This window comes from Clostridium omnivorum (assembly GCF_026012015.1).
GTDB lineage: Bacteria > Bacillota > Clostridia > Clostridiales > Clostridiaceae > Clostridium_AX > Clostridium_AX omnivorum.
In genome coordinates, this window is record NZ_BRXR01000001.1 from 2434725 (window position 1) to 2447137 (window position 12413).

At 33.2% G+C, this 12413-nt stretch carries 10 protein-coding genes; 6 read left to right on the plus strand and 4 right to left on the minus strand.

Features of this window, described 5'->3' with window-relative positions; genetic code table 11:
• Positions 1–124 precede the first annotated feature (124 nt).
• The 3 genes from bsdE14_RS11670 to bsdE14_RS11680 form a co-directional block, all read right to left on the minus strand.
• Positions 125–2821 (minus strand): EAL domain-containing protein, encoded by a 2697-nt coding sequence (locus tag bsdE14_RS11670; protein ID WP_264850110.1) that lies wholly within the window; start codon positions 2819–2821, stop codon positions 125–127.
• Between the two features lie 220 nt (positions 2822–3041).
• Positions 3042–3290, minus strand: coding sequence for a hypothetical protein (locus tag bsdE14_RS11675; RefSeq protein WP_264850111.1), 249 nt, complete (start codon positions 3288–3290; stop codon positions 3042–3044).
• 239 nt (positions 3291–3529) lie between these two features.
• Positions 3530–6085, minus strand: a complete 2556-nt coding sequence (locus tag bsdE14_RS11680; RefSeq protein WP_264850112.1) for an Ig-like domain-containing protein — start codon at positions 6083–6085, stop codon at positions 3530–3532.
• A 209-nt stretch (positions 6086–6294) separates the two neighbouring features.
• Between bsdE14_RS11680 and bsdE14_RS11685 the strand changes: the two genes are divergently transcribed.
• Positions 6295–7461 (plus strand): DUF4317 family protein, encoded by a 1167-nt coding sequence (locus bsdE14_RS11685; RefSeq protein WP_264850113.1) that lies wholly within the window; start codon positions 6295–6297, stop codon positions 7459–7461.
• Positions 7462–7550: 89 nt separating this feature from the next.
• Here bsdE14_RS11685 and bsdE14_RS11690 read toward each other — a convergent pair whose 3' ends face one another.
• On the minus strand, positions 7551–8231 hold the full coding sequence (locus bsdE14_RS11690; RefSeq protein WP_264850114.1) for a VanW family protein: 681 nt from the start codon (positions 8229–8231) through the stop codon (positions 7551–7553).
• Positions 8232–8490: 259 nt separating this feature from the next.
• On the opposite strand from bsdE14_RS11690, the gene moaC reads away from it, so the two are divergent.
• The 5 genes from moaC (at position 8491) to bsdE14_RS11715 (ending at position 12384) form a co-directional block, all read left to right on the plus strand.
• Positions 8491–8979 (plus strand): cyclic pyranopterin monophosphate synthase MoaC, encoded by a 489-nt coding sequence (gene moaC / locus bsdE14_RS11695; RefSeq protein WP_264850115.1) that lies wholly within the window; start codon positions 8491–8493, stop codon positions 8977–8979.
• Positions 8969–9946 carry a GTP 3',8-cyclase MoaA gene (gene moaA, locus bsdE14_RS11700; protein WP_264850116.1) on the plus strand — a complete coding sequence of 326 codons (978 nt, stop codon included), beginning with the start codon at positions 8969–8971 and terminating at the stop codon, positions 9944–9946. The genes moaC and moaA overlap by 11 nt, the downstream gene beginning before the upstream one ends.
• A gap of 4 nt (positions 9947–9950) precedes the next feature.
• Entirely contained in the window at positions 9951–10379 is a 429-nt protein-coding gene (locus bsdE14_RS11705; RefSeq protein ID WP_264850117.1) for an MOSC domain-containing protein, read from the plus strand.
• A 216-nt stretch (positions 10380–10595) separates the two neighbouring features.
• Positions 10596–11192 (plus strand): RNA polymerase sigma factor, encoded by a 597-nt coding sequence (locus bsdE14_RS11710; protein ID WP_264850118.1) that lies wholly within the window; start codon positions 10596–10598, stop codon positions 11190–11192.
• Positions 11182–12384 (plus strand): DUF4367 domain-containing protein, encoded by a 1203-nt coding sequence (locus bsdE14_RS11715; RefSeq protein ID WP_264850119.1) that lies wholly within the window; start codon positions 11182–11184, stop codon positions 12382–12384. Before bsdE14_RS11710 ends, bsdE14_RS11715 begins: the two co-directional genes overlap by 11 nt.
• Positions 12385–12413: the final 29 nt, after the last annotated feature.

The following is a 12413-nucleotide window of genomic DNA, read 5'->3' on the forward strand; positions in this document are numbered from 1 at the left end:
TAATTCATATGTATTATAAAACAGCTTTATGTCAATTCTGTGACACCTTTGTTAAATATTTTTTTTCATAAATGAAAACCACAGGCATTATAATACCTGTGATCTTAATAATTTAAAATATTTATTAGTTTCTGTTATGAGATATTAAATAGGATATGGCATCTTCATCAGGCAGAGGCCTAGACAATAAATATCCTTGTAGAAAATCACATTGAGATGCTTTAAGGTATTCTAGCTGATCCTCTTTTTCTATGCCTTCTGCAACTATTTTCAAGCCTATTTTATGACCTAGCAGTATTATGGAGCTGACTACATACTCTGTGACGCTATCAATAAGAACATCGTCCATAAAGGACTTATCAATTTTTAGGGTAGAAATAGGCAGTGACTTTAAATAATTTAAGGAAGAATAACCTTTTCCGAAGTCATCAAGTGCCACTGTCACACCGATAGCTTTTAATCTCCTAAGTTTTTCAGTGTTTGATTCTATGTTTTCCATAAGTACGGTTTCTGTTATCTCCAGTTCTAAAAATTCAGGATGTAGTCCTGATTCCTTAAGTATTCTCAGAACTATATCTGGAAAGTTTGGCTGAATAAGCTGAATTATTGAGATATTAACAGATACAGTTAAATGATTAAAACCTAAATTATGCAGCTTAACAAGAAATTCACAGGCAGTTTTTAGTACCCATTCTCCTATAGGAATAATTAATCCCATTTCTTCGGCAGCTGGTATGAATTTATCTGGAGGAATTTTACCAAGCTTTGGATTATTCCACCTTAAGAGTGCCTCTAGACCTACAATTTTTGAACTCTGCACATCCAGCTGAGGCTGATAGTTTAATGTGAATTCATTATTTTCTAGTGCAGTTTTAAGATTATTTTCAAGATTTATTTTATCCATTAAATTTTCACTCATGGACTTATTGTAAAAAGTAAAGTTGTTTCTACCAGAGGTTTTTGTCTTATACATAGCAGTGTCTGCATTTTTAAGCAGAATTTCAAGATTTTCTCCATCTTGAGGAAACATGCAAATACCAATACTCAAGGTTGAGTTTACAACTAACTCTTCAATATTAAAAGGTTCGTTAAAAGCATCAAGTATATTCCTTACAAGCAGTTCAACACTATAGGCTGATTCTACCTTAGGCAGTATAATAATAAATTCATCTCCACCAAGTCTTATTATATTGTTTTTTCCAGGGCATATTAAGGTGAACCTTTCCGCAATTTCCTCAAGCAGCACATCGCCAGTACTATGACCAAAGTTGTCGTTTATAAGCTTGAAATTATCTACATCAATGAATATAAAGGCTCCATTATGCTTGGCATCCATTGTTCTTTTTATTATTGGGCTTACATACTCGTATAAATAGAGTCTATTTGGAAGACCTGTTAAGGTATCATAAAAAGCACTGTAGTGAAGTCTCTGCTGATACATCTTTAAGTCATCAATATCAGTAAGGGTGCCTAATTTTTTATATACCTTTCCATTCTTATCCTTTAGGGCTTTAGATTTTGTCAAAAACCATTTATATATCCCAGTATTTGTTTTCATTCTGCACTCATATTGAAGAGCCTCAGAGGAATCTATGGCATCAAGTTCTTTAATCTTTTGTAATGCATTAGCTCTATCTTCTGGGTGGAATATTTGATTCAATATATCCAGTAAGTTATTGTTATAGGATTGTTCTTCCAGGCAAAGCATATCAGCATATCTTTTTGAAATGAACAATCTATTAGTGTTAATATCAAATTCCCATATTCCATCATTGGTAGAATCTAAGATTGTTCTATATCTATTTTCACTCTCCTCCAGCAGCTGCTGGCTTGTAGAAAGCTCATCGTACTGAGCTCTTAATTCTTCTTCAGTTGCAGTAAGCTCCTCATAGGTAGCTTCCAGCTCAAAGTATTGCTGCTTAAGCTTGTCTTCATATTGCATTCTTTCAGTGTATATTTTTTTCTTAAGATAACTTATGTAAAATTGCAAAAGTATATGGACAATAATTAGGAGAGCTGCTACAATTCCAACTGCTACAATATATGTTTTCTTTTGCTGTTTATTGTAATAATCTGAATGGGAAAAAAAGTAGTTTTGATATAGCTCTTCGTATACTCCGGATTTTTGAAGCTGTGCAAGCCTTTTATTTATATATTGTACTAGCTCTGGATTGGATTTTTTTACTCCATAAGCAATTGTTTGAGGATATAAATTTGAGACTTGTGCAGCTATAGTTCCCTTAAGGCCTTTGGCTATAATATAGTGGTTAACCACTTCTTGATTTTCAAATAATACATCTATTTCCCCACTAGCAAGCGCATCTACTGCCTTTTCTACATCTATATATTCTTTGCAATTGGATATATTAAGATTATTTTTTAAAATATACTCTGGGTATTGCGCCTTTCCTACTCCAACTGAATATTTATCTAAATCATTCATGGTTATTTTTTTAAAATCGCTTCTAGTATAAAGGGCAATATGAGAATTAATGACGGGATTAGAGAAAAGAACGTCTTTTTTTCTTTCATCATTTACTACTATAAATCCACAGGTATCTATGTCTCCACTTTTTAGCCTTTCGTATATTTTATCCCAATTGCCTGTAGTAATTGATAGATTATAATCTTCATTTTTAAATATTAGATTTGTAAGTTCGATATCAAACCCAGAAAGATGACCATTATTCATGTATTTATAAGGTGGGTAATTAATTTCAGCCTGATAAGTTATATTTTTTACAGCTGCTTTAACAGGAATTGCGGGCATAAAGAAAAATAAAAGTAAAACAATAATTATGTATCTTTTTGAACCTTTCACCTAATGCTCACCCCAATCAAAATATGCATTATATATAAAAGTAAATTCTCAATTTTCAGATAATATAATGGTTTACTTTATTATATAACAATAGACATAAATTTACAATATATGAGTTATTAATTAAGCTTTGTTGAGTATAAAGGAAAAATGTCGTTTAATTTTTGAAAATAAAAAAGAGCACTAGGGCTCTTTGAAAAAGGATTTGCGTTTATTTACACTATTTATCATCTATGCTGACTACATTACTTAGGTATAAACATACCACGTCATTTTCTGGTATGTGATCTCTTGTGTTTACAGTATGGTGGTCATAAGTTCCTTTGATAGATCTAAAAAGACCATTGTCCATATACATTAGGTTTATTTCTTTGCCTATTTCTAAAGCATTGATTAGCTCTTTAGCATTTTCTTTTTCTTGTTCAATAATTAAGTTTCCATTATCATTATTAAAAAATTTAATTTTCATATAATCACACTCCCTTATTTTAGAATATTAAGGGACTGCTTATTTTATTCGAAAAAATAAAAAAATGCAGCTGGAAGGGGGAGCAACCAACTGCTTTGAAAGGGGTTATATATTATTTATATTTATTTATAACTATTACCATTTCTTTAATCTAATTATATAATCATATTGTTAAATAACAATATATAATTTAATAACAATTTGTGAATTATGTCACAATATAATTATTTAAATCGAAGCTATTGCTGATAAACAGGTATATCGAATATCAATACTGCATTTTTACATTTATCAGTGAGCCTTTTAATGTTATAAATTTGATTATATGCCCAAGAAATATCAGTTGCATATTGATGAGTTCCTGGGTTTGAAGGATTCCATCTCATTTTGTAAAGAGTATCTTGCTTGTAGAAGGAATTATTAATATATTGGTTTGATATCCACTTAGCCCCACCTAGAATAGCACTATCTACGCTGGTCCATCCTTGGATATAAGCATATTCAGAACCAAATCTGTTTGGATCTGAATCAAAGGCATAAATTCCAAACATATTGTAAACAACTTTAGGTTCAACGCTTTGGCCATTAACTTGAGTTACATTAATTCCTGTAGCAAGAGCAGATGTTCCATTTCCAGTTTCTAATAATGCATGTGATACAAGGTAAACTGGACTTATATTATTATCCTGAGCCGCTTTCAAAAATACACTGCCTTTACCTTGGAGAACCCCCTTACCAATAAGAATACTATCTAAATCCGCTGCAGTAATACCATAAGTATAATTCAGCTTAAGGAATTGATATTTACCGTAATCATCTGAAAAGTTTTGTGGATTCAAGTAATAAGCTATTTGATCCTTGCTTGCACTAACCCAGGGGTACTGCTTTGTGCTGTCATAGTATACTGAAGAATTAGTTCTATATTGTATATCGGAAACCTGGCTTATTGTTCCGGTATAATTTGTGTAAACCGTGTCGTTATTCATTACTTTAATACTTTTACTTTTTGAAACGCTGCTTCCGTCTACTCCATAACTAACTACTTTTAAAGTATGGCTTCCATTTTTAATCTTTGTAGAATCAAAAGTGAAATTGTAGCCACAGGTTATCCCATTTAAATAACCTGAATATACAGCATCAACATCTGGTCTGGATAATCCAGGAGTTGCATCGCCAACAAGAATATCATCCACATATACATGTATTTGTGATATACCTGAATCGTTAAGAGCCCAACCACTTAATGTTACAGTTTTGATGATTAATGAACCATCTGCACCAGGGTATTCTATGTCCATTTTTGGCTGAGGTTTTACTACAGTTATGCTTGATGATCTTTCTGTTACTGAGTTATCATTACCTATTGCTTTAATTGTAATTGTATGAGTTCCCGTTATAAGCTTTGTAATATCTAAATCATAATCATATCCGCAATTTGGACCACTACTATAGCCGGAATAGACAGCGGTAACGTCAGGTCTGCTTATTCCTAAAGAAGCATGTCCATTAAGGGTACCATCTACATATACATCAATTTGTTTAATTGATGAATCATTAAGTGCCCAGCCACTTATCTTATAACTTCTTGAGGATACTGTAGTATTTTGTAGAGGACTCTCAATATCTGCTCTTGGCTGAAGTTTATCAATATTTATGCTTACAGTTTTTTCTGATACTGCACCATCATTTCCAACAGCCGTTACTTTAAGAGCATGATTTCCTTTAGATATATTAGCTAAATCTAAATCATAGTTATATCCGCAGTTAGAACCTGTTCCATATGTTGAGTAAACGGCAGTAACGTCTGCCCTTGGTAATCCATAGTTAGCTTGACCGATACGGATATTATCTAAATACACATCTACTTGTTTTATGGACGAAGAATTCAATGCCCAGCCACTTATTTTGTAGCTTTTACCAGTTAATGTAAGGGAAGAGCTAGGTGATTCTATATCCATCCTCGGCATTGGAACGTTTGAATTAATGTATACATCTACAGATTTTTCTGAAACAGAGGTATCATTACCAATAGATTTTACTGTTAATGTGTGGTTTCCAGTTCCAACCTTAGATAGATCAAGGTCATAGTCATACCCTACGTTTGATCCACCGTTGTATCCAGAGTAAACAGCAGTAACATCAGCTCTTGGCTTTCCGTAGTTGGCTTGTCCTACAAGCTTATTGTCTAAAAATACATTCACTTGTTTAACTACAGAGTCATTAAGAGCCCAACCGCTTATTTTATAACTCTTTCCGGAAAATGTTAGACTATTCCGTGGATTTTCAATATCCATCCTAGGTATTGGTTTAACGATATTAATAGATACACTCTTTTCAATAGTAGAGTTATCATTTCCTACTGCTGTAACTTTAAGAGTATGGCTGCCAATACTTAATTTTGAAGTATCAATTGTATATTCATAGCCACAGTTTGAACCACCATTATAACCAGAGTAGACAGCAGTAACATCGGGTCTTGGAAGACCTATAGTAGCTTGTCCTACTAAAGTGTTGTCTATATATACATTAATTTGCTTTACAATAGAGTCATTAAGAGCCCAACCACTTACTTTATAACTTTTGCTTCTAATGTCAATGGTAGTTCTGGGATTCTCTATGTCCATTTTAGGTGACTTATAAGTGTTTACTGCATACAATTTGTTACTATCATAATTAAATGACTTAGCCTGATTTTCAATAGTATCTGCTAATACGATATCGGATTTATTATAAATAGGTTCTACACTAATTGCTAACGCAGAAGCTATTAGACAAGATATGAACTTTTTATGCAAAAAAATACACCTCCACTACACCAAAAGATACATACTCTTATTTTCGTTAAAAAATATCATATGTTTATACATCAATTTTATCATTAAATGTATTATTGTGACAACATTTTGTACCTAATTAGTGCTATTATTATCCTTTGAAAGTGATCTGTTTTATGGCATAATAATATGTATATGATTTTTAAAATACACAAAAGGAGAAGATGGGGATGAACAAAAAGGATATAAGTTCACTAAAGAAAGAGTTTAGTTTGGATAGCTATAAATTGAAGCTTAAAGAGATATATTCTGTTTATATCAAGAAGGATAATAGAGCAATAATACATAGTGAAGGCAAGTATTTTGATATGCTGGATGCAGAGACCCAAGAGCTGTATCTTGATAACTTTAAGAAGATACTTTCTGGAAGTTTAGATACTAAGCTTTTTCAGCTTGATTTTAATAACCTAGAAGCAGAGGACAGTACTCAAAAGATGCTTTATAGTGCTCTTTCAGAGGATGATATTGAAGGCTTTCAAATGCAGATGAACAAGGTTATTGATAAGGTTATAGCTTATTATAATTATGATATGGATATAGTAATGAGCTTTATAAGAGCTGATTATTACAAGGGTGTAAGTGAGAAAATAGACGATTATAATAGGGGAGAGGATGACAGCTCCGAAGGTTATCAGTTCATCATGGCAACTGTAAACAAGGTAGAAATACCTAAAAAGACCTTGATGTTTGATGTGGCAAATCTTCAGCTTAGGGCAAATTCCAGCTTGGATATAACCATCAATTTGGCAAATCCTATAGAGGGCTTTACTTTCCCTATAATTGATAATGGTTACTCAAATGTAAGTAAAGTACTGTATTATACTTCAAAGACTAAGGAAAGGGATACAACTTTCCTAGAAGGAGTATTAGGCTGTGAATTTACCCTTACTGCAGAAGAAGAAAAGGACTCCTTTAATGCAATTATTTCTACAGTTACAGCAGGAAAGCTGACTCCAACTATGATTCAGGATATTTATGAGGAAATATATGAAAGAGCTCAGGATGTAGAGGAAGGAGAAATTCCTACTATAGGAGCAAAGGACATTAAGAGCATATTAGAATGCAGGGATATAGAAGTAGCTGTGGATGTGGAACAAGCTTATGAAGAGGTTCTAGCTACTAAGGAAAAGGAACTTAAGGTAGAAAATGTGCTTCCTAAATTAAAAGGAAAATCCATTAAAATTTCTAATGAGGATACAAACATAACTATTTCACCTAAAAATTTAAGCACTGTTAAGCAAGTAAGGGATAAGAATGGAAATAAGTGCTTATTAATTCAATTAACTGAAGATGTTGTATTAGATGGGCTTCCAATTGATGTAGAGGAAGAATTTTAGTGCAGAACTTGCCATAAAAGTTGGTACTAACTTTAGCAAGTATACAGATAATTAAATATTAATGAATTTGAAAGGTATATGTGATGAGTTTATTCAGCTTTTATAATGTTCACATATACCTTTCCGTTACTTATGCCTGTTTTAATTTGTATTGCATAACTTTTTGTGTTTTTAAATTTAAAATCATAATATCCGTAGCTTACAGTAGCATCCTTACCTTTTCCTACATAGCATACAGCTTTACTATGATGATGCCTTTCTATGATTTTCATACCAGATTTTTCAGCAGCATTGTATAGGGTAGTGCTCAATTGGCATATACCTCCACCTATGTCTTCAGCAGGTTCGCCCTTTACTAGAATTTTTGCTTTTTTATAGCCTTTTTCTGGTGTTCTTTTTCCTACTGTGTTATTGAACGAAAAGGTTTCACCAGGTTTAAGGGTATAATTATTTATTTTCTTTGCAGCTAAGGTTATATTGTTTACTCTAGTGCTGCTGCTGTCCATCAATGGAGTTTCATAACTAGATAAAATTGTTGGTTTCTTAGTGCTTGCTTGTTTTTGAGGAGCTTCTGGAGCTTTTTCCTGAGGCTTTGGAGGCTCAGGTGGCTTTTGTTCTTCTATTCCGGTACTGTGACCTATGGATGGGCTTTGCTCTACAGGTTTTGAAGACTCAGGTACTACAGGAGTAGGCCTTTCTTTATTTGTACAGCCAATTAAATTAATGGAAAATAATAATAGAATAAGAGCAAGTCTTCTATTCTTATCCATTTCAGCACCTCCGTCAAGAATAGCATGAAATTTGAGGAATACTATTATCTTTATTAATATATTATTAGCTTTTTTATAGTAGTTATAAGTGGAATTTTATAGGTCAGGGGAGCTGAAAGCTTAGCTTTCTTGTGATAAGTTAAAGTAGGTTTAAATACCTACTTATTTTTTTCAAAAAAATAATATAGTGGAATACCTTTTAAAGGCTGTGAATATACAATAATTAAAGCTGATAAATATAAAAAAGGGGATGAATTTTATGCTTGAGGAACACAGGTTAAATCATTTTGACAGTGAGGGAAAGGCTATTATGGTTGACGTAAGCCATAAGGAGGACACCTTAAGGATTGCTGCTGCTAGGGGCAAGGTTAAAATGAAAATGGAAACTATAGAACTAATTGAGAGCGGGAAGATGGGAAAGGGGGATGTACTTGGGGTAGCTAGAGTAGCTGGAATTATGGCAGTAAAGAGAACCTCTGAGCTTATTCCTATGTGCCATCCACTTTTTATTACGGGAAGTGAAGTAAGCTTTAATATAGACAAAGAAAGGTCATGTATTCATATAAAGGCTGTGGTTAGAACTACAGGAAAGACTGGAGTTGAGATGGAAGCGCTAACGGCTGTGTCAATAGCTGCACTTACAATATACGATATGTGCAAAGCTGTAGATAAGGCCATGGTTATAGAAGATATTTATCTCTATAAAAAAGAGGGAGGAAAGAGTGGGATTTTTATAAATGAAAGATAAAGTAGGGAGAGAAATAGAGTATTTAAGAATATCAATTACAGATAGATGCAACTTAAGGTGTGCATATTGCATGCCTGAAAGTGGCATAAAGCTTATGGATAGTTCAGAACTTATGACCTTTGAGGAAATTGAAAAGGTAGTTAAAGCTTGTGCAGCACTAGGGGTATCTAAAATAAGAATTACCGGTGGAGAGCCTCTTGTACGAAAAAATGCATCAGCTTTAGTTTCTAAAATAAAGGCTGTAGAGGGCATTGAAGAGGTTAGCATGACTACTAATGGAATACTTCTTAATGAACAGCTTAGTGAATTAATAGCTGCTGGGCTTGACAGGGTAAATATAAGCCTAGATACTCTGCATAGTGATAGATACTATGAAATTACCAGAGGCGGGGAATTGAGTAAAGTACTAAGTGCTGTAGATCAAAGTATTAAGGCAGGATTAATTACTAAGCTAAATACAGTAATAATAAGAGATTTTAATTACGATGAGCTAATGGATTTTGTAAAGCTTGCAGAAGATTTGCCGGTTAGTGTGAGGTTTATAGAGTTAATGCCTATAGGACAAGGCAAGGATTATAAGTCCGTAACTACGGAGGAAATAAGGAAGACCATTTTAAAAGAGAGGCAATTAGAACCATTCAGCCAGGTAACAGGAAATGGTCCAGCTGTTTACTATAAAACCGAAAGCAGTAAGGGGAGTATTGGATTTATAAGTCCATTGAGTCATGAATTTTGTGATAGTTGTAACAGAATAAGGTTTACAGCAGAAGGATTTTTGAAGCTTTGTCTACACTGGAACTTAGGGATAAATTTAAAAGCAGCATTAAGGCGGGGATGTTCTCTGATGGAGCTTAGTAAGATAATTGAAAAGGCTGTGAGAGAGAAGCCAAACCATCATGAATTTATGATGAGTATGGATAACAAAGTAGATTATGATACAAGAAAAATGGTTCAAATAGGGGGGTAACTATATGGGAAAGGTACTAGCTGTGTGTGTAAGTGAAATAAGGGGAATACAAAAAAAGGATATAAGTAAGGTAGAACTAATTGAAAATTATGGGCTTAAGAATGATGCCCACGCAGGAACTTGGCACAGGCAGGTAAGTCTCTTAGCTATAGAAAAAATAGAGGAATTTGAAAAACGCGGTATAGAGCTTGAACACGGCGCCTTTGGAGAAAACTTTGTGGTTTCAGGCATTGATCTTGTTAAGCTTCCAATAGGTACAAGGCTAAAAATAGGAGAAGCTGAAATTGAAGTTACTCAAATAGGAAAGCGGTGTCATTCCAGATGCCATATTTATGATACTGTTGGTGACTGCATAATGCCTAGGGAGGGCATTTTTGCAAAGGTGATAAAGGGCGGAATGGTAAAAGTAGATGATGAGGTAGAAGTTATCTAAAAAACAAATACAATATTTGGTTCCTTAGTGTATTATTAAAATATGCTAAGGAATTTTTTTATTTTTTTGAACCAATTATTATACATTTACATCATTTAGTATGTGATTAGAATTTAACGGAGGTAAAAGCCCTAAATGAGCTTTTACGGGTAACTTGCCGATGGAAATCGGCATGAATAAGTTACCACGTGTTCCGGGTGAAAGGAGGATGATTACTTGATTGAGATTGATTATATTACCAAAGCTCAAAGGGGAGATAAACAGGCCTTTAAATTTATCTTCACAAGCTACAGACAAAAAGTGTACAGGACTGCCTTTTTGGTGCTTAAAGACTATCAGTACGCAGAGGATGTTGTGCAGGAAACATTTATGCAAGTATATTTAAAGCTTGATAAACTTTCAAATCCTGTGGCCTTTGATAAATGGCTTTACAGAATAACTATGAATTTATGTATAGAAGTCATTAGAAAGCATAAGAAAATTTCCTTAGAAGCTTCTAAGGAAGATTTAGATGTAGATAGAGAAAATTTAGTTATCGATATGAATGCGCCTGAGAGCAAATTAATTGAAAAGGAACAGCAGAAGAGTATATTGAAATGTATTTCGGAGCTTCCCGTTAAGCATAGGGCTGTTTTAATTTTATACTATTATAATGACTTTGATGTAAAAGAAATTGCTGAAATTTTAGGATCAATGGAGGGAACAGTTAAATCAAGATTATTTTATGGAAGAAGACTCCTCAAAGAAGCCTTAAAGGCAGAGGGACTGGATATGCCAGAAAACACTGATGGAGGTGTTATGTATGGGAATTGATAACATTATAAGAAAAAGTTTAGAGGATAGTGTGGACAATTTAGACTTGCCTGTGGAAAAGTATGAAGAAATGTTTGAACATATTACTAGTCAGGAGAGAGCTATAAAACGGAGTTTTATTAAAAGTTTATTACAGAGAGTAAATATATTATTTAGGAGAATTAATTATAAAGAAGCTATAGGAGTTGCAGCTTTTGTGATGGTGCTTATTTTAGTACCAACTGTTGTTAAGTATAGTAGAAGCAAGGATATTAATGCAGCTATAGATAAAGATAAGGCTATTAGCAGCGAAAAAAGTGTAAAAGGCTATGATTTTTCAAGGCAGTTAGAGCTGTTAGTGTCTGATATTATTCCTAGGAATAGAGAAATAATTAAAGATGAAAATCAAATAAAAGAGAAGGTGCCATTTCCTATAGAATATCCTAAGTTTATACCGGAAGGTTACAAGTTAGCTAACACAGATATGGAAATTAACGAGGATTATATAGGGAAAATATATAGTGTAGGGCTTGTGTACAAAACAGCATCAAATAATACCTTTATGATAATGCAGATTACTGAAACAGGTAAGCCTGGTGATATTGATAAGTACGAAAAAATAAGTATTAATGGAGTGGATGCATATCTGTATGATCCGAAAATAAAAAACGGAAATATGCAGCTAATGCTTTGGAAGAATGGAAAGTATTACAATGTGATCTCTGATAGTATAGGAAAGGATAATATTATAAATATAGCTAAGTCTTTAGATTTTAATCTTCAGGGAGACACTAGAAAAAGTTATCGAAATGGAACATTTGAGTACTTTGAATATAATGATAGTACGAAAAAGATGGTGCCCTTTACAGTTGATTATCCTAAATATACTCCAAATGGCTTTAAGATACATAATACACAGATAATGCAGCTGAAAAAAGAAGACAAAGTACTCACTATCGCAAGGGAAAATTACAACAATGGAACGGGGAGCATGATAACTATAAGCGAAACTGATGATAAGAGTAAGTTTCAAAATATTACTGGAAAATTCAAAAAGGAAACTATTGATGGAATAGATGGCTGGTACCGTGAAGATATAGAGGACAAGAATAAAATCATACAAATAATATTTTGGGAAAATGAAAAACTCTACTGTGTAAAAGGAAGTAATGTTACAAAGGAAGAGCTAATAAAAGTGGCTAAGTCATTGTAATAAACCCTTGAATATAGACAAATGGCAAT

Bases quoted from the DNA above. Each gene is read 5' to 3' on its own strand.
- moaA (WP_264850116.1), top strand. From the start codon at position 8,969: ATGAAAGATAAAGTAGGGAGAGAAATAGAGTATTTAAGAATATCAATT.
- bsdE14_RS11715 (WP_264850119.1), top strand. From the start codon at position 11,182: ATGGGAATTGATAACATTATAAGAAAAAGTTTAGAGGATAGTGTGGAC.
- bsdE14_RS11690 (WP_264850114.1), bottom strand. From the start codon at position 8,231: ATGGATAAGAATAGAAGACTTGCTCTTATTCTATTATTATTTTCCATT.
- bsdE14_RS11705 (WP_264850117.1), top strand. From the start codon at position 9,951: ATGGGAAAGGTACTAGCTGTGTGTGTAAGTGAAATAAGGGGAATACAA.
- bsdE14_RS11685 (WP_264850113.1), top strand. From the start codon at position 6,295: ATGAACAAAAAGGATATAAGTTCACTAAAGAAAGAGTTTAGTTTGGAT.
- bsdE14_RS11675 (WP_264850111.1), bottom strand. From the start codon at position 3,290: ATGAAAATTAAATTTTTTAATAATGATAATGGAAACTTAATTATTGAA.
- moaC (WP_264850115.1), top strand. From the start codon at position 8,491: ATGCTTGAGGAACACAGGTTAAATCATTTTGACAGTGAGGGAAAGGCT.